Source organism: Actinoplanes sp. NPDC000266, assembly GCF_042899005.1.
Classification (GTDB): domain Bacteria; phylum Actinomycetota; class Actinomycetes; order Mycobacteriales; family Micromonosporaceae; genus Actinoplanes.
This window is the reverse complement of sequence record NZ_JBIAZI010000004.1, coordinates 737,424-759,641: the sequence shown is the minus strand read 5'-3', so window position 1 is coordinate 759,641 and position 22,218 is coordinate 737,424. Positions and strand designations below refer to the sequence as shown.

Annotated in this window: 20 protein-coding genes; 8 read left to right on the top strand and 12 right to left on the bottom strand. The window is 70.5% G+C overall.

All coding sequences use genetic code 11. From position 1 onward, the window contains the following. Window positions 1-10 precede the first annotated feature (10 nt). Window positions 11-1,687: a beta-1,3-glucanase family protein gene (locus ACFY36_RS20015; protein WP_499747465.1), complete on the top strand. Its 1,677-nt coding sequence runs from the start codon at window positions 11-13 to the stop codon at window positions 1,685-1,687. A gap of 64 nt (window positions 1,688-1,751) precedes the next feature. Then, window positions 1,752-2,540, top strand: a complete 789-nt coding sequence (locus ACFY36_RS20010) for a hypothetical protein (protein WP_499747464.1) — start codon at window positions 1,752-1,754, stop codon at window positions 2,538-2,540. Here the strand turns inward: ACFY36_RS20010 and ACFY36_RS20005 are convergent. The 4 genes from ACFY36_RS20005 to ACFY36_RS19990 form a co-directional block, all read right to left on the bottom strand. After that, window positions 2,519-3,166 carry a class I SAM-dependent methyltransferase gene (locus ACFY36_RS20005; protein ID WP_499747463.1) on the bottom strand — a complete coding sequence of 216 codons (648 nt, stop codon included), beginning with the start codon at window positions 3,164-3,166 and terminating at the stop codon, window positions 2,519-2,521. The two genes, ACFY36_RS20010 and ACFY36_RS20005, sit on opposite strands and share 22 nt — an antisense overlap. Before the next feature lie 51 nt (window positions 3,167-3,217). Beyond that, the gene (locus tag ACFY36_RS20000; protein ID WP_499747462.1) at window positions 3,218-4,096 is read right to left on the bottom strand and encodes an SDR family oxidoreductase; all 879 of its coding nucleotides are present in this window, start codon (window positions 4,094-4,096) and stop codon (window positions 3,218-3,220) included. Between the two features lie 32 nt (window positions 4,097-4,128). Continuing rightward, the gene (locus ACFY36_RS19995; protein WP_499747461.1) at window positions 4,129-6,246 is read right to left on the bottom strand and encodes a SulP family inorganic anion transporter; all 2,118 of its coding nucleotides are present in this window, start codon (window positions 6,244-6,246) and stop codon (window positions 4,129-4,131) included. Between the two features lie 244 nt (window positions 6,247-6,490). Beyond that, the gene (locus ACFY36_RS19990) at window positions 6,491-7,567 is read right to left on the bottom strand and encodes an NAD-dependent epimerase/dehydratase family protein (protein WP_499747460.1); all 1,077 of its coding nucleotides are present in this window, start codon (window positions 7,565-7,567) and stop codon (window positions 6,491-6,493) included. Window positions 7,568-7,732: 165 nt separating this feature from the next. Between ACFY36_RS19990 and ACFY36_RS19985 the strand changes: the two genes are divergently transcribed. The 3 genes from ACFY36_RS19985 to ACFY36_RS19975 are packed head-to-tail and all read left to right on the top strand — an operon-like array spanning window position 7,733 to window position 13,880. Next, window positions 7,733-10,309 carry a glutamate--cysteine ligase gene (locus ACFY36_RS19985; RefSeq protein WP_499747459.1) on the top strand — a complete coding sequence of 859 codons (2,577 nt, stop codon included), beginning with the start codon at window positions 7,733-7,735 and terminating at the stop codon, window positions 10,307-10,309. Between the two features lie 17 nt (window positions 10,310-10,326). Continuing rightward, complete coding sequence (locus ACFY36_RS19980; RefSeq protein ID WP_499747458.1) at window positions 10,327-12,099, top strand: N-acetylglutaminylglutamine amidotransferase; 1,773 nt, start codon at window positions 10,327-10,329, stop codon at window positions 12,097-12,099. 20 nt (window positions 12,100-12,119) lie between these two features. Next, entirely contained in the window at window positions 12,120-13,880 is a 1,761-nt protein-coding gene (locus ACFY36_RS19975; RefSeq protein ID WP_499747457.1) for a S9 family peptidase, read from the top strand. Between the two features lie 57 nt (window positions 13,881-13,937). Here ACFY36_RS19975 and ACFY36_RS19970 read toward each other — a convergent pair whose 3' ends face one another. Next, entirely contained in the window at window positions 13,938-14,975 is a 1,038-nt protein-coding gene (locus ACFY36_RS19970; protein WP_499747456.1) for a M48 family metallopeptidase, read from the bottom strand. Window positions 14,976-15,177: 202 nt separating this feature from the next. Here ACFY36_RS19970 and ACFY36_RS19965 point away from each other — a divergent pair, with 202 nt between their 5' ends. Both ACFY36_RS19965 and ACFY36_RS19960 read left to right on the top strand, forming a co-directional pair. After that, window positions 15,178-15,435: a type II toxin-antitoxin system Phd/YefM family antitoxin gene (locus tag ACFY36_RS19965; RefSeq protein ID WP_499747455.1), complete on the top strand. Its 258-nt coding sequence runs from the start codon at window positions 15,178-15,180 to the stop codon at window positions 15,433-15,435. Continuing rightward, window positions 15,432-15,692 carry a Txe/YoeB family addiction module toxin gene (locus tag ACFY36_RS19960; protein ID WP_499747454.1) on the top strand — a complete coding sequence of 87 codons (261 nt, stop codon included), beginning with the start codon at window positions 15,432-15,434 and terminating at the stop codon, window positions 15,690-15,692. Before ACFY36_RS19965 ends, ACFY36_RS19960 begins: the two co-directional genes overlap by 4 nt. On the opposite strand, the gene ACFY36_RS19955 is transcribed toward ACFY36_RS19960, so the two are convergent. Genes ACFY36_RS19955 through ACFY36_RS19935 form a run of 5 tightly spaced genes read right to left on the bottom strand, consistent with a single transcriptional unit; the run spans window position 15,664 to window position 19,549 of the window. After that, window positions 15,664-16,503, bottom strand: a complete 840-nt coding sequence (locus ACFY36_RS19955; protein WP_499747453.1) for an NmrA family NAD(P)-binding protein — start codon at window positions 16,501-16,503, stop codon at window positions 15,664-15,666. The two genes, ACFY36_RS19960 and ACFY36_RS19955, sit on opposite strands and share 29 nt — an antisense overlap. A gap of 9 nt (window positions 16,504-16,512) precedes the next feature. Continuing rightward, window positions 16,513-17,148 (bottom strand): response regulator, encoded by a 636-nt coding sequence (locus ACFY36_RS19950; RefSeq protein WP_499747452.1) that lies wholly within the window; start codon window positions 17,146-17,148, stop codon window positions 16,513-16,515. Continuing rightward, window positions 17,139-18,194 carry a sensor histidine kinase gene (locus tag ACFY36_RS19945; RefSeq protein ID WP_499747451.1) on the bottom strand — a complete coding sequence of 352 codons (1,056 nt, stop codon included), beginning with the start codon at window positions 18,192-18,194 and terminating at the stop codon, window positions 17,139-17,141. The genes ACFY36_RS19950 and ACFY36_RS19945 overlap by 10 nt, the downstream gene beginning before the upstream one ends. 1 nt (window position 18,195) lies before the next feature. Then, on the bottom strand, window positions 18,196-18,831 hold the full coding sequence (locus ACFY36_RS19940; RefSeq protein ID WP_499747450.1) for a DedA family protein: 636 nt from the start codon (window positions 18,829-18,831) through the stop codon (window positions 18,196-18,198). Window positions 18,832-18,847: 16 nt separating this feature from the next. Then, window positions 18,848-19,549 carry a hypothetical protein gene (locus ACFY36_RS19935; RefSeq protein WP_499747449.1) on the bottom strand — a complete coding sequence of 234 codons (702 nt, stop codon included), beginning with the start codon at window positions 19,547-19,549 and terminating at the stop codon, window positions 18,848-18,850. 120 nt (window positions 19,550-19,669) lie between these two features. Between ACFY36_RS19935 and ACFY36_RS19930 the strand changes: the two genes are divergently transcribed. After that, complete coding sequence (locus ACFY36_RS19930; protein ID WP_499747448.1) at window positions 19,670-19,882, top strand: hypothetical protein; 213 nt, start codon at window positions 19,670-19,672, stop codon at window positions 19,880-19,882. A 293-nt stretch (window positions 19,883-20,175) separates the two neighbouring features. On the opposite strand, the gene kynU is transcribed toward ACFY36_RS19930, so the two are convergent. After that, window positions 20,176-21,372: a kynureninase gene (gene kynU, locus ACFY36_RS19925; RefSeq protein ID WP_499747447.1), complete on the bottom strand. Its 1,197-nt coding sequence runs from the start codon at window positions 21,370-21,372 to the stop codon at window positions 20,176-20,178. Beyond that, on the bottom strand, window positions 21,369-22,202 hold the full coding sequence (locus tag ACFY36_RS19920) for a tryptophan 2,3-dioxygenase (RefSeq protein ID WP_499747446.1): 834 nt from the start codon (window positions 22,200-22,202) through the stop codon (window positions 21,369-21,371). Before ACFY36_RS19920 ends, kynU begins: the two co-directional genes overlap by 4 nt. Between the last annotated feature and the right edge of the window lie 16 nt (window positions 22,203-22,218).

Below are 22,218 nucleotides of genomic sequence, written 5' to 3'. Positions count from 1 at the left end.
CATTCCCCCGATGACGGAGGCAAGTCCGACGATGCGCCGCACGAGAACGTTGATCCTGACCACCGTCGCCGTGGTGGCGGCCACGGCGACGGCATGGTTCGCCCTGCCCGCCTCGGCGGCCGCCCCCACGGCCGCCGTGAAGACGGTGTCCGACTGGGGCACCGGATGGCAGAGCGAGGTGACGATCAGCAACACCGGCGCGTCCGCCCTGTCCTCGTGGAAGGTCGAGTTCGACCTGCCGGCCGGCGCCACGATCGGCAGCTACTGGGACGCCGACATGACGGCGTCGGGCAGCCACCGCACCTTCACGAACCGCTCCTGGAACGGCAGCGTGGCGGTCGACGCGAAGGTGACGTTCGGCTTCGTCGGCGCGGGCGGCAAGCCGGTCAACTGCAAGTTGAACGGTCTGCCGTGCGGCACCGCCTCCGGCGACGCTGCCCCCGACGGCACCGTCCCCGGCGGCACCGCCCCCACCTCGCCCTCCACCTCCGCTCCCTCCGCCACCTCCACCACCTCGACAAATCCGACAAATACGAATTCTGCGGGTGGAGATTCGGCGAGCGCGCCGACGTCGGTCCCGGCTGTGCCCCCGGCGAGCAACCTCCTTCCGGTCACGGTCAGCAACAAGACCGGGCGCGGCGACTCGGTGTTCCTGTACGTGCTCGGCGTGAACCTGACGACCGGCAAGCTCGGCTACGTCAACGGCGCCGGCGCCTTCACCGCCTGGACCGGGGGCGGCACCGTTCCGGTGCCCGCGCCCGACGTGGCCATCACCGGACCCGGCAACGGCGCCAGCACCACGATCAAGGTCCCGAAGAACTTGTCGGGCCGGCTCTACATGTCCTTCGGGCAGAAGCTCGACTTCCGGCTCACCACCGACGGCCTGGTCCAGCCGGCGCCGTGGGCGGGCGGCGACCCCAACAAGGACATCCTGTTCGACTGGAGCGAGTTCACCCTCAACGACTCCGGCCTGTGGCTCAACAGCTCGCAGGTCGACATGTTCGCCGTCCCGCACATCGTCAGCGTCACCGGCGGCAGCGGGGTCACCTCGAAGACCGGCGAGCTCAAGAGCGGCGGCCGGCAGGCGGTCATCAACGCGGTCAAGGCGTCCCCCGACTTCGCCAAGAGCGTCGTCACCCGCGCCGACGGCACCGTCCTGCGCGTGCTGGCGCCCGGCAAGGCGGCCGACGCGGGCCTGATGAGCCCCACGTATCTGGACTCCTACATCTCGGGCGCCTGGGCGGCGTACACCTCGAAGAATTTGACCGTCGTGCCCTTCACCGACCAGCCGTCGGTGCGCTTCACCGGCCGGACCAGCGGAAACGTCATGAACTTCACCGACACCTCGGGCAAGACGGTCGCGTCGTTCACCAAGCCCTCCACGGCCAACGTGTGGGGGTGCGACGGCGCCCTGGCCGCCCCGAACGACCAGGTCGTGGGCCCGATCGCCCGCACCCTGTGCGCGGCGCTGACCCGCACCACGCTGGGCCGCCTCGACACCCAGCCGAGCGGCACGGCGGCCGACTTCTACCAGGGCAGCCCGGCCAACCTGTACGCCAAGGTGATCCACGAGAACATGGTGGACGGCAAGGCGTACGCGTTCGCCTTCGACGACGTGCAGAACCAGGAGTCCCTGGTCCACGACGGCGACCCGCGCCAGGCCGGCATCACCCTGACCCCGTTCTGAGACGTGCGTCACTGAATTAGGTACAGTCACCGTCCTACTCGGTAGTAACCAGGACGGGACGCGCATGGACGACAAGCAAGCGCCGCCGCCGGCCACCCCGGCGGCGGCGCCCGGTGAGCCCCTGTGGGCGCGGTGGCAGACCGGCGCTTTCGAAGCCGGCCGCCGGGCGGCGGCCTCACCACCGGCGCAGGCGACGGCACGCATGTGGGCGAACCCGCCACGCTGGGTCATCCCGGTCTCGGCCGTCGCCGTCGTCCTGGTCGCGGTCATCGCCGGCGGGAAGGTCCTCGGCGGCCGTGGCGGCGACGCGCTCCCCGCCACCTGGACCAGCCCGCCGGCCACGGCCTCGGCCTCCCCGGCCGGCCCGCACCCGAGCGCCTCCCCGGTCAGGCGCGCCGACGACCTGGCCCTGGTCTGCGAGGGCCTGTACTACCCGAAGTCCCCGCGGTACACCGGCCGCGCACCCCACCAGATCAGCGTCGGGGTCACCGACACGACGACCGGCGGGTCTCATCGGATCAGGGCCGCGCTGGACATCCCGTACAGCCTGACCAAGCCCGTCCGTGACGCCTGGCTGCCCAGCGATCCCACGAAGTCCCAGCTGGTCGCCTGCCTGACCCTGACGAAGAACGGCACCCCGATCAGGAAGTGCGACACCCACGAGCTGGCCCGGGGCGTCTACACCCTTTCCCTGTACGAGGTGGCGACCGGCCGACGCCTCCTGCGGAAACAGCTGTTCGGCGACGCCGCCACCTGCCCCAACGTCGTCCCCGTGGGAGCCGGCCCCACCATCCCCAGCGCCGTCTCCGACAAGGTCCTTTACCAGCAGCTTCAGAAGTTCGTCCAGCCGTAGACGATGGACCGGCCGGTCGTCACCCGCGCGGCCAGCCGCCATTCCGGGATCGCCTCGAGCTCCTCGGGTTGCCAGAACCGCTTGATCACCTCGAAGCGCCGGCCGTCGTTGAGGACACGCTGCTGCACGTCGCCGGGAAGGCGTTCGGCGCGGTAGCTGTCGACCATGAAGACCCGTCCACCCGGCCGCAGCGCGGCCGTGACCTGCTGTTGGAAGCCGGACAGCCGGTCCGCGGGCACATGCGAGAGCCAGTAACCGAAGAAGACCACGTCGAAGGCGGCGGCCGGTGGCTCCCACGAGAAGATGTCGGCGGTCACGTACCGTACGTTCCCGGAATGCCCCGAGGCTTCATTGATCGCGAGCGTCTCCGGGGCCGCGTCCACGGCGGTCACCTGCCGCGCGTGCCGGGCCAGCCGCCGTGTCCACCACCCTGTGCCCGCCGCCAGCTCGAGGACGTTTCCGGCCGGCCCGAAATCGTCCAGTGCCCGCTCGACCTCGGCCACGTCGGCGAACCAGCGCGCCTCGTCCTCGGGGGATTTCGCGTACTGGCCCCGAGCCTGCCACCACTCGTCGTATTCGGGGGCACGCTGACGGTAGTACTCACGCTGTTCATCCAGGCGGTCCACGATCGTGAGACTAAGGCGGGGACTGCAGCGACCACCGCCGATTTTTCGGCGTCAGCTTCGGCCGCCGGCCATCTTCTCCCGGTAGTAGCGCGGGAAGTCGGGCCGGCTGCCGTCGACGTCGGTGAGGTCGTATTCGACGGCCAGGTCGGCGCTGGAAAGGGCCCGGCCGCCGAACCGGGCGGCGCCGGGGTCGGCGGCCAGCGCGGCGATTCCCCGGCCGACGTAACGGGGTGACTCGCTCGCCCGGAAATGCGGATCTCGGGCGATGGCCGCTCGCCAGTTCGCCTCGGTGACGCCGAAGCCGTCGAGGATGCGCTCGGAACGCAACCAGCCCGGGCTGACCGCCACAGCCACGCAGCCGTGAGGGCGGAGCTCGGCGTGCAGGGCCCGGGCCACGCGGATCACCGACGATTTCACCAGGTCGTAGTAGAGCGAACCGCGGTATTCGTCGTCCTTTCCGTCGGTCATCTCCACGACGAGACCGCCCGGCCGGCGGATCAGCAGCGGCAGGGCGTAGTGGTTGGTGATCAGGTGGGTGTCGACGCCCTGGTGAAGCAGGCGGAGGCCCTTGTCCAGGTCGTGCTCCCAGGCCGGCCGGCCCCACTCGGTGAACATGTCACCGCCCCACACGTCGTTGACGAGCAGGTCGAGCCGGCCCTGTTCGGCCTCGATCCGCCGAGCGAGGGCGGCGACCTGGGCCGGGTCGCTGTGGTCGACCCGCACCGCTATGCCATCGCCCCCGGCGGCGGTGACCGCCTCGGCGGTCTGCTCGATCGTCTCGGGCCGGTCCAACTCGGACCGGGCCGCCGCAGTGCTCCGGCCGGTGGCGTAGACGGTCGCGCCGAGCGCGCCGAGCTCCACGGCGATGCCCCGGCCGGCGGCCCGGGTCGCGCCGGCCACCAGGGCCACTCTGCCCAGCAAGGGCCTCATCCCGGGATGGTCCCAGCCGGGTACGACAGTTTTCAGGTCGTGGCCGGCACCGGGGCGCGGGCGTGGCCCGACTCGTCGACGGCGTACATGCGGGCCTCGGCCAGGTCGAAGTACATGCCGGTCAGGGTCAGGCGGCCGGCGGCCTCGGCCTCACGGACGACCGGGTAGGTGCGCAGGTTGGCCAGCTGCTGGGCGACGTTGGCGGTGACGCAGTGCTCCTCGTCGTCGCAGTCGGTGAAGTCGGCGCCGGACTGGCGCAGCCAGCGGCCCAGGGAACTCTCGGCCGGGAAACCCCCGCTCATCAGGGCTCGGACGGCGCCGCAGCTGGAATGGCCGCACACGGTGATCCTGCCGACGTTCAGTGCCCCGACGGCGAACTCGATGGCCGCGCCGACCGACGCGTCGCCCTTACCGTGCGGTGGCACGATATTTCCGACGTTCCGTACGCAGAACAGGTCGCCGGGCCCGCTCGTGGTGATCAGGTTCGGGACCAGGCGGGAGTCGGCGCACGTGATGAAGAGCTGCTCCGGGGACTGGCCGTCACGGGCCAGGCCGGCCAGCTGCGGGCGCACGAGCGGGGCCACGCTGCGCTCGAACTCCTGAATGCCGGCGGCCATGGCGTCGCGCTTCTGCCGGTCGAGGTCCTGCCACTGCTTCCACGAGCCGAAGCGCCGCGGCGTGGTCTTGCCGTCGCCCAGGCGGCCGCTCGTGGCCCGGTGGAACCAGCCGTCGTGGGTCTCTCTGACACTGACGGTTCCGCCCGCTTTCCCGTACGCCTCGCGCCAGTCGTCGATGACCTGGAACGCGCCGTGGTCCAGATAGTCGAGGTGCAGCTCGACCGCCACCGACCGGCCCGCGGGAATCGCGGACAGGGCCCGTGCGACCCGCCCCGAGCCGACGAACGCGAGCGTGCCGGTGATCGTGACGACCGTTTCGCCGGGGCCGGGCTCGGCCGTACGGATCTCGCAGCGCGCGACCCGCCACAGCATCACCACGACCGCGGCGGCCAGGCCCAGCGCCACCCCGGTGAGCAGGTCGGTGGCGACCACGCCGGCCGCGGTGATGAGGTAGGTGGGCAGCTCGCGATGGCGTACATAAGTCTTGATCTGAGCGAGACTGACCAGCCGGAGACCGACCACCACCAGCACCGCCGCGAGAGCGGCCATCGGAATCATCTCGAGCATGCCGGCCAGCAGCAGCACGCAGAGGGCGACCCACACGCCGTGCAGGATGGCCGAGGCGCGAGTGCGGGCCCCGGCGCCGACGTTCGTGGAGCTGCGGACGATCACACCGGTGATCGGCAGGCCGCCGAGCAGGCCGGAGACGGTGTTGCCGGCGCCCTGGGCGACCAGTTCGCGGTTGAGGTCGGCTCGCGGCCCGTCGTGCATGCGGTCGACGGCCACGGCCGAGAGCAGGGACTCGACGCTGGCCACGAGGGCGATGGTCAGCACGGCCAGGGCGATCTCGCCGAGGCCGGCGTCGGGCCAGTGGGGGAGGACCAGCTCGGACAGCGGGTTCCCGGGCAGGTCGACCCGTTGCACGTCGGCGCCGATCAGCGAGGCCACCACGGTGGTGACGACGACGGCGACCAGGGCGGCGGGCAGCAGCGACGTGCGGACGAGGCGAGGCCAGAGCAGCAGCAGCCCGATGGTGAGCAGGCCGAGCAGCACCGAGGCGCCGTGTATGCCGGCGATCTGGGCCGGCAGTTCCCGCAGGTTGTGCCAGGCGTCGCTCTGCGGCGCCCCGCCGAGCACGACATGGATCTGGCTGAGCGCGATGACCAGCCCGATGCCGGCGAGCATGCCGTGCACCACCGCCGGCGAGAGGGCCAGGGCGGCACGGCCGAGACGGGCCAGGCCGAGCAGGACCTGTACGCCTCCGGCCAGCGCCACGATGGCGGCGGTGGCGGCGAACCCGTAGTTCGCGATGGTGCCCGCGACGATCACGGTGAGTCCCGCGGCGGGCCCGCTGACCTGGAGCGGAGCCCCGCCGAGCGCCCCCACGACGACCCCGCCGACCACGGCGGCCACCAGGCCGGCGAGGAGCGGGGCCCCGGAGGCCGCGGCGATACCCAGGGACAGCGGAATCGCGATGAGAAAGACCACGATCGACGCCGGCACGTCATGACGGATTACCTTCAAGACGGACATGCCGGAAATGTACCGACGAATGGTTAACCCGCCGTTACGGCACGAGCACCCCCAGGTAAGCCACAGGAACTTGCCCGGGAGCGCTCAGCCGCGTGAGTTATCCACAGCGCGCGCCGTCGTCCACAGGCCATCCGCGAGATCTTGCGCTTTCCGTCAGACTGGAGCTGGACGGGGGTCCCCCTGGGAGGGCGGGCTCTGTGGGTGAGCGGGCTCTGTGGGTGAGCGGGCTCTGTGGGTGAGCGCGTCAGGCGGTGGGCTTCCAGACGTCCTGGTTCGCCTCGTACATCTCGCGGAGGATGGCCGGGACGTCGTACGTGAGCTTCCAGTCCGGGTAGTGCTGCTCGAACCGGGCCGTGCTGCTGATCCACCACTGGTGGTCGCCCGTGCGGGCCTGGTCGACGTAGTCCGTCTTCGCCTCGAGGCCGGTGATCTCGGAGGCGATCTGGAAGGCCTCGATGTGGCTGCAGTTCGAGAAGCGGCCGCCGCCCATGTTGTAGACCTCGGCCACCCGCGGAGCCTTGTGGAACGCCTCGAACGCCGTGACCAGGTCGTGGGAGTGGATGGCGTCGCGGACCATTTTCCCCTTGTAGCCGTAGATGTGGTACGTCCGCTGTTCCATGACGCAGCGCATCACGTACGCCAGGAAGCCGTGCAGCTCCGCCGCCGAGTGGCCGGGGCCGGTCAGCGTGCCGCCCCGGAAGATGGCCGTCGGCATGTCGAAGTAGCGGCCGTACTCCTGGACCATCACGTCGGCCGCGACCTTGGAGGCGCCGAAAACCGAGTGCAGCGTCTGGTCGATCGACATCTCCTCGGTGATGCCGTCATAAAAAGTATGGTCCTCAGGCAGCTCGTAGCGAGAGGAGAGCTCGACCAGCGGCAGGCGGTTGGGCGTGTCGCCGTACACCTTGTTGGTCGACGTGAAGATGAACGGCGCGGTCGGTGCGTGCTGCCGGAGCGCCTCGAGCATGTTCAGCGTGCCGCCGGCGTTGACGTCGAAGTCGGTGAACGGCTCCTTGGCGGCCCAGTCGTGGCTGGGCTGGGCGGCCGCGTGGATCACCAGGCCGATGTTCTTGCCGTATCGCGCCAGCAGGGCGGCGATGCCGTCGCGGTCGCGGATGTCGATGTTGTGGTGCGTGTAGCGCTCGCCGACCTCTTTGACCAGGCGGTCGAGGTTCCACCGGGTGGAGCCGTCGGTGCCGAAGAAGTACTGCCGCATGTCGTTGTCGATGCCGACCACGTCCATGCCGAGACCGGCGAAGTGCCGGACGGACTCGGAGCCGATCAGGCCGGCGGAGCCGGTCACCACGACGACATTGCTCATCAAAACCTCCCGGTGTGAGAACGGCCCGAGGTTACAGGGTGTGCGCATCACCTGAGGGCACCGCCCGGGGGATGTTCGGCGCGAGCTGGAAATGGGCACGGAACAGGATCGGCACATGTGATGGCGAGGCTCGGGGTCAAGTCGGGCTAGGAACAAGGCGGTCTCATGACAGAATCTCTGAGCGTCACGGCGAGCGAGGCGCCCCGGTCCGGGGAGCTCACTCTCGGCGCCGAGGAAGAGCTGCACGTCGTCGACCTGGTCACCCGGGAGCTGGTGCCGCGGGCGCAGGAGGTGCTCGACCAGCTCGACCCGTCGAAGTTCTCGGCCGAGCTGCATCGTTCCGTGGTCGAGACGAACACCCCGGTCAGCGACACTCTGGACGATCTGCGCGAGGGCATCGCGGGCCGCCGGCGCGAGGCGATCACGGTCGCCGAGTCGCTCGGGCTGGGCCTGGTCGCGGCGGGCACGGTTCCGCTGGTCGATCTGGAGTCACTCCCCGTGACGCCGACGTCGCGTTATCGGCGGATGCTGGACGACTACCAGCTGCTGGCCCGGGAGCAGTTGATCTGCGGGGCCCAGGTGCACGTGGGCGTCCCGGACCGGGACGAGGCGGTCGCCGTGACCCAGCGGGTCACCTCGGCGCTGCCCACGCTGCTCGCGTTGTCGACCAGTTCGCCGTACTGGATGGGTGAGGACTCGGGGTACGCCAGCGTGCGCTCGCTGGTGTGGCTGCGCTGGCCGACGGCCGGCGACCCGGGCGTGCTGAACTCGGCCGCCGAGCATGACCAGCTCGTGGCCGACCTGATCGCCTCCGGCACCATCACCGACCCCAAGATGGTCTATTTCGACGTGCGCCCGTCGGCTCACGTGCCGACCGTGGAGCTGCGCGTCACCGACTCCAGCCCGGACGTGGACACCGTCGTGCTGCTGGCCGGGCTGTTCCGGGCGCTGGTGCTGCGCGCCCGCGAGGACTACCGGGCCGGCCTTGAAAATGAGAAACCCCAGCCGCCGCTGCACCGGGCCGCGATGTGGCGGGCCGCGCGCTCCGGCCTGGAGGGCGATCTGCTCGACCTGCGCCGAGGGCCGGAGCCGGTGCCGGCCGCGCTGGCCGTGGAGCGGCTGGTCGGCGAGCTGCGTCCCGAGCTGGAGCGGCTGGGCGACTGGGAGCAGGTCTTCGATCTGTCGGTGCGCGCGCTGAGCCGGGGCAGCTCGGCCGCGCGCCAGCGCCGGGCCATGACACGGCGCGGCCGGATCTCCGACGTGGTCGACCTGCTCGTGGCCGACACGCGGGGCGGGGCCACCGGCATCGGGCCGGAGGGCCAGTCGGTTCCGGCGGGACTCTTCCCGTACGCCCGTACGGGCGATGAGGCTTTCGCGGACGGTGAGCCCACGCAGGCGTACGCCGGAGTGGTCAATGTCTTGAAAGCCCTCGGCTCGGCGGGTCTGCGGCGCCGCGAGGACGCGCGCGACGACGAGCAGCGCCAGCGGGGCATCACGTTCAGTGTGGCCGGCGAGGCGGCGACCCGGCTGTTCCCGTTCGACCTGGTGCCGCGGATCGTGCCGGCCGAGGACTGGAGCGCGCTGCGTGGCGGGCTGGTCCAGCGGGTGCGGGCTCTCGATCTCTTCATTCAGGATGTGTACGGCGACAGGGAGGTCGTCCGCGACGGTGTGGTTCCCGAGTGGGTGATCGACGGGTCGCCGGAGCTGCGGCCCAGCGGCGCCCTGGTCGCCCACGCGGGCGTTCGCGCCCAGGTCGCCGGCGTCGACCTGGTACGGAACGAGAGCGGCGAGTGGTGCGTCCTCGAGGACAACCTGCGGGTGCCGTCGGGGATCGCGTACGCCATGCAGAACCGCCGCCTCACCCACAGCGTGCTCCCGGAGCTGCCCGAGCCGCCCGGTCTGATCTCGGTCGAGGACACGCCGGCGCTGCTCAAGCGGGCGCTGATCGAGTCGGCCCGGCCCGCCGCGGGCGACGATCCCCAGGTCGTCGTGCTGAGCCAGGGGCCGGACGACTCGGCCTGGTTCGAGCACCGGATGCTGGCCGAGGAGATGGGCGTGCCGGTGGTCCGCAGCACCGAGCTGTTCGTGGACGAGGGCTTCGTCTACCGGATGCGCGACGGCAAGCGGCGCCGGGTCGACGTCATCTATCTGCGGATGGGCGAGGACAGCCTGGTGCACTCGCCCGGCGCGGACGGGATGCCGCTGGGCCCGAGCCTGATCACGGCGCTGCACGCGGACACCGTGGTGCTGGCCAACGCGCTCGGCAACGGCATCGGCGACGACAAGGCCGTGTACGCCTACGTGCCCAAGCTGATCGAGTACTACCTGGGGGAGAAGCCGCTGCTGGCCGACGTACCGACCTATCTGTGCGGCATCCCGGAGCAGCGGGCCGAGGTCCTCGACCGGCTCGACCAGCTGGTGTGCAAGCCGGTGGACGGCTACGGCGGCGACCGGATCGTGATCGGTCCCCATGCGACGGCCGACGATCTTTCGGCCGTACGGCGTCAGATCCGCACCGCGCCGCACCGATGGGTGGCCCAGGAGGTCGTGCAGCTCTCGACGCATCCGGTCTTCGACGGCCACCAGCTGGCGCCGCGCCACGTCGACCTGCGCGCCTTCATCTTCACCGGCCGCGAATCGGTGGTCGCCCCGGCCGCTCTGACCCGGGTGGCCCCGGCCGGCAGCATGATCGTCAACTCGTCGCGGGGCGGCGGCTCCAAGGACACGTGGCTGCTCAGCTAACGACAGGGGAGGAATTTATGTGTGGGATCGCCGGTGAGCTCCGGTACGACGGCCGGGCGGCGGAGGTCGAGGCCGTCCGGCGGATGTTGCCGTGCCTGGAGTCGCGCGGTCCGGACGGCGAGGGGCTGTGGGCCCGCGGGCCGGTCGCCTTCGGCCACCGCCGCCTGAAGATCATCGACTTGTCGGAGGCCGGCGGGCAGCCGATGACCGACGAGGACCTCGGGCTGACCCTGGTCTTCAACGGCTGCATCTACAACTACAAGCAGTTGCGGTCGGCGTTGATCGACGAGGGCTACAAGTTCTTCTCCACGTCGGACACGGAAGTGATCATCAAGGCGTACCACCGCTGGGGCGCCGACTGCGTGACGCGCTTCCTCGGCATGTTCGCCTTCGTGATCGTCGAGCACGACTCGGGGACCGTGATGATGGCCCGCGACCGGCTCGGGATCAAGCCGCTCTATCTGGCCGAGAAGCCGGGCCGGGTGCGGTTCGCCTCGACGCTGCCGGCGCTGCTGGCCGCGGGCGACGTCGACAAGTCGATCGACAAGGTCGCGCTCCAGCACTACATGACGTTCCATTCTGTCGTGCCGGCCCCCAGGACCATCGTTTCGGGTGTACGGAAACTCCCGCCGGCCACGGTGCGCGTCATCCGCGCCGACGGGTCGTCGACCGACCGGGTCTACTGGGAGGCGTCGCACACCCGCCGCCCGGACATCGCCGACGGCGAGTGGCCGGAGCTGATCCACGAGAAGCTCAAGGTGGCGGTCGAGCGCCGGATGGTGGCCGACGTGCCGGTCGGCGTGCTGCTCTCGGGCGGCATCGACTCCAGCTACATCGTGGCGCTGCTGGCCGAGCAGGGTCAGCGCGGCCTGACCACGTTCAGCATCGGTTTCGAGGCCGCGGGCGGCGAGACCGGCGACGAGTTCGCGTACTCCGACATCATCGCCAAGCAGTTCGACACCGAGCACCACCAGATCCGCATCGGCCGGGACCGGTTCCTGCCCGCGGTCGACCGGACGGTGTCGGCGATGTCCGAGCCGATGGTGAGCCACGACTGTGTCGCGTTCAACCTGCTCAGCGAAGATGTGTCGAAGTCGGTCAAGGTCGTACAATCGGGGCAGGGCGCGGACGAGATCCTGGCCGGCTACAGCTGGTATCCGCCACTCGCGGACGTGCCTCTCGATCGAGCTGTGGACGCGTACGCCGGAGAGTTCTTCGATCGTCCGCACAGCGTCCTGGCCCAGCAGCTCAACCCGGACTGGCTGGTCGGCGCGGACGTCAGCCGTGACTTCGTGGCGGCCAGTTTCGGACGGCCCGGGGCCGACACCGCGGTCGACGCGGCGTTGCGGCTCGACTCGCAGGTGATGCTGGTCGACGATCCGGTCAAACGGGTCGACAACATGACTATGGCGTGGGGCCTCGAAGCCCGCGTACCGTTCCTGGACCACGAGTTGGTCGAGCTGGCCGCGGCCTGCCCGCCCGCTCTGAAGTTGGCGCACGGTGGCAAGGGGGTTCTGAAAGAGGCGGCCCGCGGGGTCGTGCCCGACGAGGTGATCGACCGGACCAAGGGATATTTCCCGGTACCGGGCATCCGGCACCTCGAGGGAGCGATGCTCGACAAGGTACGTGAAGCGCTCACAGCGCAAGCAGCCCGGGAACGGGGGCTGTTCCGGCAGGAGTACGTCGACCACCTGCTGGCCGATCCGAACACCCCGCGCACCACACTCGGGGCCAACCAGCTGTGGCAGCTCGCACTGCTGGAGATGTGGTTGCAGGACAAGGGAATCTAGCCATTCGAGGGAGGAACCGTATGACCGGTCAGCTCAACCGTGTCGACGTCACTGTGCTACCCGTTGGGTTCTCTCCCCTGGCGAAACCGTTCCCGTCGGAAGTGTCCGGCAGCTGGTCACCCACGCTGTCGCCGGACGGGCGGCACTGCGCGTACGTCTCCGACCGCGGCGGCCGCCCGCAGGTGTGGGTGCAGCCGGTCGGCAGCGACCTGGCGTTCCTCGTCGACACCGGCGAGGCGCCGGTCGCGGCCGTCCAGTGGTCGACCGGCGGCGGCTGGCTGGCCTGCTCGGTCGCGCCCGGCGGCGCGCCCCGGCACGAGGTGTGGCTGGTCCGGCCGGACGGCTCCCAGCTGCACCAGGTGGCCGGGTTCGGCGCGGACACGGCCGACAACATGCGGTGGCTGCCCGGGCGCTCGCTGCTGGCGCTCACCGAGAACCTGACCACCGCCCTGCTCGTCGACCCGGTCACCGGCGACCGGGCGGTCGTCGGCACGGGCGAGCTGATCTCGCTGCTCGACGTCGCGGGTGACCGCGCGCTGCTCCGGGTGGGCCCGCGCGGGAGCCGGCACATCGCGGTCCGCGACCTGGCCACCGGCGTCGACTCGTACGTGACGGCGGGGGAACAGGCGGTCTTCGGGCCGGACGGCACGACGATCTACGCGCGGAGCGAGACCGGCGAGTTCCCGGTGCTGATCCGGGTCGTCGACGGCGCGGTCGAGGTCATCGCCACCTCCGCCAACGCCGAGGCGGAGTCGTTCACGATCACCTCGGACGGCCTGCGGGCCGCGGTGTTGTGGAACGTGCGGGGCGGCGAGTCCGAGGTGTCCCTGGTCGATCTGACGGAAATATCGTGGCAGCGGCTGGCCCCGCTTCCCGGTTCGGTGGTCGGCGGCCTCGCTTGGAGTCACGACGGCTCGGCGCTGGCCTTCACGGCGGAAGGACCCGGGCAGCCGCACGGAGTCTGGGTTTCCTCCACCGATGGCCTCGTCCCCGTCTCGGCCGAACCGGCGGCACCCGACGCGGTCCGGCCGACGCTCGAGACCTTCGCCGCCCACGACGGGCTCACGCTCACCGGCTGGCTGTTCCGCCCGGCCGGCCCGGGGCCGCACCCGACAGTCCTGTGGTTCCACGGCGGTCCCGAAGCCCAGGAGCGGCCCGGACACGGGCCGCTCTTCCAGTCGCTGGTGGCCCGGGGCATCGCGGTCTTCGCCCCCAACGTCCGCGGCTCCTCCGGTTTCGGGCGCGCCTTCGTCAACGCCGACAACCTCGGGCTCCGCCACGACGCGATCGAGGACGTCCGCACCTGCGCGACGTACCTGACCGGCGCGGGCGTCGCCTCACGCCTGGGCATCATGGGCCGGTCGTACGGCGGCTATCTGACCCTGGCCGCGCTGGTGAGGTTCCCCGACCTGTTCGAGGCCGGCATCGACGTCTGCGGCATGTCGAACTTCGCCACGTTCTACGAGCACACCGAGCCGTGGATCGCGGCCGCCGCCGTCTCCAAGTACGGCGACCCGGTGGCCGACCGCGACCTGCTGGCCGACCTGTCGCCGATCACCCGGATCGACCGGCTGCGCACCCCGCTGATGGTCGTGCACGGCGAGAACGACAGCAACGTCCCGCTCATCGAGGCGGAGCAGGTGGTGCAGGCGCTGGCGGCCCGGGGCGTACCCCATAAGTTCCTGCTCTTCCCCGACGAAGGTCATGAGCTGCTGCACCGCTCGTCGCGCGCCGACTACCTGCGTGAGACGGTCGACTGGCTGACCACCTATCTGTTCTGACCGGGCTTTTGTGATGACCGGGCGGCGCGGCCTCGATTCCCCGCCGCCCGGACGATCTCAGTTGTCGCTGCCCCGCGCCCAGCCCCGGGCGCCGCGGGCGGCCGAACCGACCAGGTCGGCGGCGCCGTTGGCGGCCTTGCGGGCGAAGGTGACGAGCGGGTCGCTGGAGTCCCGGAAGCCGTCGCGGTAGCTGGCCGCCGCCGCCTTGACGTCGGCCGTGACCGAGGCGTCCCGGTCGTCGTCGCGGCGCGGGTAGTCGCCGCCCAGGATCCGTCCGTAGTCGCCCGAGTCGACCCACTTCTGCAGCTCGGCGGCCCGGGCCACCGGAACCGGCTCGGCGCTGAACGCCGTCATGCCGATCTTGTGGATGCTGTCCCGCAGGTCGCCGCCGCCCTCGTACTCGGCGGCCTGCGCCAGGAACGCCGCGGTGTCGATCTGGGAGAGGTCGCCACCACCGGCCTGCTTCATGAACAGCCGCAGAGAGGCGGCCGGATCCTGCGCCGCGAGCAGCGCCGCCCGGTCGGCCGACAGCTCGGCCTTACGCCACCACTCGTACATGGCCGCGATGATCGCCCGCAGGGCGATGGCCCCGACCGGCAGCCAGCTCACGCTGGTCACCCACCGGGTCAGCACGGTCATGATCGTCTGGTAGACGGCGTGCCCGCTGCGCACATGCCCGATCTCCCGCCCGAGCAGGGTGCGGAGCTCCTCGTCGTCGAGCTTCTCCACGGCCGCCGTGCTGATCACGACGAACGGCCGGTCCATGCCGATCGCCTTGCTGGTGATGATGGGCGACTGACTGACGTACACCTCGGGAAGCTCTTCGACGTCGAGCGAAGCCGCGGCCTCCCCGAAAAGCGCGTGAACCCGCGGGTATTGCCCCTGACCGACCCGGATGGCCCCGGCCAGATACGACAGGCGGAACCCCCGCTCGTTCCACATGCCGAACAGCCCACGAACCACATCATCGAACCCGCGAAGCTCCCGCAGGGCGGTGAGAGCCCCCCGGTCGGCCGGATGCTCCCAGGCCCGCGAACTGATCCCCGTCAGCACGACCCGGCTCCGGCTGGGCAGATTGTCATCCTCGATGGTCATCGCGACCCTCTCTCTCCGTGATCGTGTTCGAGAGTCCCGCACGGCCACCGGCCCGCACATCCGCTCAGAGCCGGAAACCTCCCCACCCCTCTACGACTTTCGGCCGAGCCGGTAGGCCGCCGGCCCTGTAGTCGCGTCACGGAGGAGCGGTGACGTGAGACGTCGAGTGGTACCGTATTGAGTACAATTCCTGGGAGGCTCCGTGACCGCCGCCATCAGCGCCAGCGAGGCACGAAAGACCTTGTTCCCCTTGATCGAGCGGGTCAACGCAGACCACACCCCCATCGAGATCGTTTCCAAGCGTGGCAACGCCGTCCTGGTGAGCAAGGAGGATTGGGACGCGATGGTGGAGACCAACTACCTGCTCCGATCACCGGCGAATGCCAAGTGGCTGGCGGAGAGCGTCGAGCAGTGGCGGGCCGGTCGGGCGACAGAGCACGAGCTGAGTCCTGACGAGTGAAACTCAGCTGGACCGACCGCGGCTGGGATGACTATCTCTACTGGCAGACTCAGGACCGCAAGACACTCAAGCGGATCAACGTGCTGATTGCCGACATCAAGCGAGATCCAGAAGGTCAGGGAATCGGCAAGCCCGAGATTCTCCGGAACTACCTCGCCGGCCTGAGGTCCCGTCGCATCGACGACGAGCACCGCCTGATCTACGCGGTGGAGCCGAAGGAGCTCACGATCATTTCCTGTCGGTACCAGTACGAGTAGGCCGGCCGAGCAGGGTGGCCAGGGAAGTCGCGGGGTGGCCGGTCAAGGTGGGGATGTCCGTGGTGACTTCGGCCAGCTCGCCGGCGGCGATGGCGGTGTACGTGCTCACCCACGCGTCGAGCTGCCAGTCGGGGGCGTTGTAGGGGCGCCTCGACTCGTACGCCTCCTCGATCGTCTCGTTGTGGAAGCGGGCCGGATGGCCGGCGGCGGTCAGGGCGGCGGCGGCCTCGGTCATGGTCAGGGATTCGGGGCCGGTCAAGGTGTACGTGTGGCCGGCGTGGCCGGTGGGGTCGTTCAGGATGGCCGCCGCGGCGTCGGCGATGTCGTCCTGGGCCACGAAAGCGGCCCTTCCGTTGCCGGCGGGGCCGCGGATGACGCCGTCGTCGCCGACCATGAACGGGAGGAAGTCGGCGTAGAGGCTGTCGCGCAGGAATGTGAAGGGCAGGCCGCTTTCGCGGATGTGCTCCTCGGTTGCCCAATGGTCGCGGGCCAGGGTGAATGTGGCCGTCGGTGAGGCGCCGGCGAACGAGATGTAGACCAGGTGGCCGATGCCGGCCGCGGCCGCCGCGTCGACGAAGGCGATGTGCTCGGCGACCCGGCCGGGGGTCTCGGCGGCCGAGACCATCAGGACCGTGCCGGCGCCGGTCAGCGCGCGCCGGACGGCCTCGCCGTCGTCGTAGGTGGCTACCGCGACCTCGTGGCCGGCCGGAGCTCGGGAGGCGTCCCGCACCAGCAGGCGCAGGGGAGTGTTGGTCAAGCGCCGCACCACTCGGCCGCCGAGGCGGCCGGTTGCTCCCGTCACCACGATCATGGGGTCAGCCTACGAGTCCAGGTAGCGCAGGATGGCCAGGACCCGGCGGTTGTAGTCGGAGGCGGCGGCCAGGTCGAGTTTGTCGAAGATGGCGTTCACGTGCTTCTCGACGGCGCTCAGCGAGACGTGCAGGCGCTCGGCCACCGCGGCGTTCGTGCAGCCCGCCGCCATCAGGCGCAGGACGTCGTTCTCGCGCGGGGTGAGGCGGGTCAGACCCGAAGACCGGGACATGAGCTGCCGTACGACCTCGGGGTCGAGCGCGGTCGAGCCGGCCGCGACCCGGTCCAGGGCGTCCAGGAAATCCTCGACCTGGGCCACCCGGTCCTTCAGCACGTAGCCGACACCGTCGGAGCGGTCGGCCAGCAACTGGGAGGCGTAGCGCTTCTCGACGTACTGGGAAAGGACCAGCACCCCGGTCGACGGCCAGCGCCGCCGGATCTCCAGGGCCGCGCGCAGTCCGTCGTCGGTGTCGGTGGGCGGCATGCGGACGTCGGTGATCACCACGTCCGGTTGCTCGGCGGCCACGGCGTCGATCAGCGCCGGCGCGTCGGCCACGGCGGCCACCACGACGTGACCCTCGTCGGCCAGGAGACGGATCAGGCCCTCGCGCAGCAGCGTGGAGTCCTCGGCGAGCACTATGCGCACGGCAGCGTGACCCGGATCGTGGTGCCGCCGCCGGGCGGGCTGTCGAGCTCGAAACGGCCGTCCAGCGCGGCCACCCGGTCGGCCAGGCCGCGCAGGCCGGAGCCGTCGAGCGAGGCGCCGCCCACGCCGTCGTCGACGATCACCATCTCCACGCCCGGGGTCAGCCGCACGGTGATCACCGTAGCGCCGGCGTGCTTGGCCGTGTTCGTGATGGCCTCGCACGCCACGAAGTACAGGACGGTCTCGATCGGGCGCGGCGGGCGTTCGGCCAGGTCGTACGTGACACGGACGGGCACCGGGGAGCGCTGGGCCACCATGGTCAGCACGTCGTCGAGGGTGCCGTGCTCCAAAGCGGACGGATAGACCCGCCAGGCCACCTCGCGCAGCTCGTCGATGGCCCGCTGGGCGTCGTCGTGGGCCTGCGCGAGCAGCTCGGCGGCGCGGCCGGGGGAACGCCGGGCCCGGCCCAGCAGCATGCCGAGGGCGACCAGCCGCTGCTGGAGGCCGTCGTGCAGGTCGCGCTCGATGCGTCGGCGCTCGGCGTCGACCGCGGCGATCACGCCGGCCCGGCTGACCGTCAGCTCGGTGATGCGCTGTTCCAGCTCCTCCCGGGTGCCCGCGGCCAGCAGCGTGCGGAGCAGCCGCCGGTCCAGCGCCACCGTGCTGGCCATCGCCTGCAGGTCGAGCAGCAGCAGCGCCGAGCCGAACAGGATCTGCTCCAGCAGCTCCACGAGCGACATCTCGCCGGTGGCCACCGCGCGCACCACGATGCCGGCCAGCACCACGCCGACCAGCAGCATGCCGACGGTCAGCACGCCGAGGACCGCCGGCAGCAGCCGCGCCGCGAGAAACCGGAAGGCGTGCCGCGCGTCGAAGCGGACCGGTCCGGCGCCGAGGCGCCGGCGTTCAAAATCGGCAAGCCTTCCGGCGTACGGGTGAAGAGCCGGCCGAAAACCCGAGACCACCGCCACCGCGAGGAACAGGGCCTCGACGACCCCGCTCAGCGCCCCGGCGGTGACGGTGCGGATCAGTCGGACGAGAGCCACGTCAGCCATTCTGCCCGCGCCGCCATCGACTGCCGGCGAAACAGACGACCAGGAGGACGCAGGCGGCGATCACCAGGTTCTGAAGGATGCCCACATAGGACTCGACGGCGGTCCAGTTGGCGCCGAGCGCGTAGCCGGCCAGCACGAAGGTGGCGTTCCAGACGAGGCTGCCGAGCGTGGTGCAGAGCAGGAAGGTGGGCATCCGCATCCGTTCGACGCCGGCCGGCACCGAGACGAGACTGCGGAAGATCGGGATCATCCGTCCGAAGAAGACGGCCTTGGCGCCGTGGCGGGCGAACCAGGCTTCCGTACGGTCGAGGTCACCGACCTTGACCAGCGGCAGCCGGGCGGCGACGGCCCGGACGCGGTCGCGGCCGAGCGCGGCCCCGATGGAGTAGAGGGCGACGGCCCCGACGACGGAGCCGAGCGTGGTCCAGGCGATCGCGGCGACCACGTTCATGCGCCCTTGCCCGGCGATGAAGCCGGCCAGGGGCAGGATCACCTCGCTGGGGATCGGCGGGAACAGGTTCTCCAAGGCGACGGCGAGGCCCGCGCCGGGCCCGCCGAACCGTTCGACCAGGTCGGTGACGAAAGAAGTCATGGAACGACCGTAGAAATCGGGCAGCCCCCGGACCATGAGGGCGGCCCTCGTCTTACCTGGGGAAAACCGCAGGGTGTACGGAGTCGTCGAGGACCCGGGCGGTGGCCAGCGAGTCGGCGAAGCGGGCGGGGTCGAGGTCGAGCCCGCCGGGAACCCAGGAGAGGCCGGGCCCGGCCATGGCGGACAGGATCTCGTCCGGGGTCATGCCGGCCGACTGGAGGAGGCGTACCTCCCGGGGGTTGATCGCGGGTGGCAGAGGACCGTTGCCGAGGTCGGTGCCGTAGCGCACCTGACCTCCGTACGACCGGAAGAGCCGCAAGTTGGCGACGGCGGTGACCGACGCGGGGGTTGGTTGTCCCCAGCCGTGGATGTCGAGGGTGCTGATCCAGGTCATGCGGGCGGCACAGTCACGGGCGAGCCCGGGGTCGAGCGGCTCGGTCCAGGGGGTGTGCGCGAGAAAGGAGGCGCCGGCGTCGAGGGCGAGGCGAACGGTGCCGGGCCCTTCGGCATGAACGACCATCGGAAGACCCTGCTCGGCGACGGCAGCCATGATCGCGGGCGAGAGCAGCGGCCCGCCGGCGTGGGCGGTGACCTTGACGAGCGTGGCGCCGAGCGCCTTGGCCTCGGCCACCGCCTCGACGGCGTCGGCGGGGGAGCGGAGCTCACGCCAGCTGCCCCGGGGCGCCCATGAGCGATCGCTCGGATAGCCCCCCGGCGCGATAAGGAACGCTCCGGCATATCGGATATGAGGCATTTTGCGACGCTCGGATTCCTGGGCGAGGGCGGCCACAGTGGACGGCTCACCACCGAGATCCCAGACGCCGGCGATGCCCCCGGCCCGCACCGTAGCGAGATCAACCAGCGCAGAGTGCACATGCGCGTCGACAAGCCCTGGCAACAGCGTCCCTGGCAACCGCCGAACCTCATCGGCTTCGTGCGCCGCGCCGGCTTTGTGCGCCGCGCCGGCTTTGTGTGCCGCGCCGGGTTCGTGCGCCGCGCCGGCTTTGTGTGCCGCGCCGGCTTTGTGCGCCGCGCCGGGTTCGTGCGCCGTGCCGGGTTCGTGTGCTGCGCCGGGTTCGTGTGCTGAGCCGGCTTCGTGTGCTGCGCCGGCTTCGTGCGCCGCGCCAGTGCTCCTTCCAGGCGACAAATCCGAAATATCCGGTTGGGGGGAACGGGGTGGAGTGGGGCGGGATGGAGTGGGGCGGGATGGATCGGAAGGAGAAGGGGCTGGGCGCAAATCGTAAATGTCTGGATGTGGGGCCGTGGCGGAGCGCGGGATGGCGCCGTCTTGGGGCGGCCGCATGGTGCCGCACCGGTGGAGGGCGGCTCCGATGTGGAGGTGGCCCGCCCACCAGATGGAGTCGGCGGTCAGAGGGCGGGTCACAGGAGGTCGCGCAGGACTGACAGGCCGTGGTGGACCTCGGCGAAGCTGGTGCTCAGCGGGGCCGGGCCGATGCGCAAGCCGTCGGGGCGGCGGTAGTCGGGGATCACTCCCGCCGACCAGAGGGGCTCCAGGAGCTGTTCGAAGCCGGGGCGCTTCAACGTGATGTGGCCGCCCCGGCGGGCAGGGGTACGCGGGCTGACCACCTCGACGCCCCTCGGCGTCAGCCACTCGTCGGCCAGGTCTAGGACGTACGAGGTCAGGAGCAGGGACTTTTCCCGTACGGCCTCTATACCGGCCTCCTCCAGGACGTCCAGGTTGGCGTGCAGCGGGACCATGGCCAAGATGGGCGGGGTGCCGCTGAGCAGGGATCTCGAACCCTTCGCGGGCTCGTAACCCGGGCCCATCTCGAACGACGCCCGGTGGCCCATCCAGCCCTGGATCGGTTGGTGGAGCTCGTCGAGCAGGTCGGCCCTCATGAAAGCGAACGCGGGCGCGCCCGGTCCGCCGTTCAGGTATTTGTACGTGCAGCCCACGGCCAGGTCGACGCCCCACGCGTCCAGGGCGATCGGCACCGAGCCGGCCGAATGGCACAGGTCCCACATGGTCAGGGCGCCCGCCTCGTGGGCGATCCGGTTGATCTCCTCGATGTCGGCCAGCCAGCCCGAGCGGTACGCCACGTGGCTGAACAGGACCAGGGCCGTGCGCTCGTCGACCACCTCCGCAACCTGCGCCGGCTCGACACCGGCAACGGGATCCGTCGGAATCCACACCAGCTCCAGGCCACGCTCGGCCGCTATGCCCTCCAGCACGTACCGGTCGGTGGGGAAGTTGTCCGTGTCCAGCACCACCCGGCGGCGGCCGGGGCGGGCGTCCACCGCGGCCCGGGCCAGCTTGTAGATCAGCACCGTCGTCGAGTCGGCCACCACCACCTGGCCCGGGGCGGCGCCCAGGGCGATCGCGCCCAGGCGGTCGCCCAGCGTGATCGGCCACTCCAGCCAGCCGTCGGTCCAACCCTGGATCAAGCGGTTCGCCCATTGCGTACGGATGAACTCGTCCATCAACTCGGCCGTGGCCGCCAGCGGCCGGCCGAGCGAGTTGCCGTCCAGATAGGAGGCCAGGCCGTCGGCCGGGAGGAAGCGGTCGCGGAAGTGCGCCAGCGGGTCGGCCGCGTCCAGGGGGAGAGGGTCGGTCAACTTGTGGCTCCGATCTCGGTACGTACGGCGTACAGCTCGGGAAAGAACGTCAGATCCAGCGCCTTGCGCAGGAAATCGACGCCGCTGGACCCGCCCGTGCCCCGTTTGAAGCCGATCGTGCGCTCGACCGTCTTGAGGTGGCGGAAACGCCAGAGCTGGAAGTTCTCCTCCAGATCGACAAGTTCTTCGCAGGCCTCGTACGCCTCCCAGAAGCGCTCCGGGTCGCTGTAGATGCGCACGAAGACCGGCACGAGGTCCTCGTCGAAGTGGTGCGGGTCGGCGACGTCGCGGTGCAGCTGCTCGGCCGGGATGTCGTGGCCGTGACGCGACAGGTAGCGCAGGAACTCGTCGTACACGCTGGGGGTCTCGAGGGCCTCGACGAGCAGGTCGCGGGCCGTCTGGTCGTCGTCGAAGAGCGACAGCATGCGGCGGTCCTTGTTGCCGAGCATGAACTCGACCGCGCGGTACTGGTACGACTGGAAGCCCGACGACGTGCCGAGGAAGGAACGGAACTCGGAGTATTCGCTCGGGGTGAGCGTGGCCAGCACCGACCACTGCTCGGTGAGGGTGCGCTGGATGTGTTTGACCCGGGCCAGGCCCTTCAGGGCCGGGCGCAGATCGTCCTTGGCCAGATGGCGCTGGACGGCGCGCAGCTCGTGCAGCACCAGCTTGAGCCAGAGCTCGGAGGTCTGGTGCTGCAGGATGAACAGCAGCTCGTCGTGGTGCTCGGGGACGCTGACCGGGTGCTGAGCGCCGAGGATCTCGTCCAGGTGCAGATAGCGGCCGTACGAAAGGTTGACCTTGAAGTCACGGACGATGCCGTCCTCCATCGGTCGCTGGTCAGGT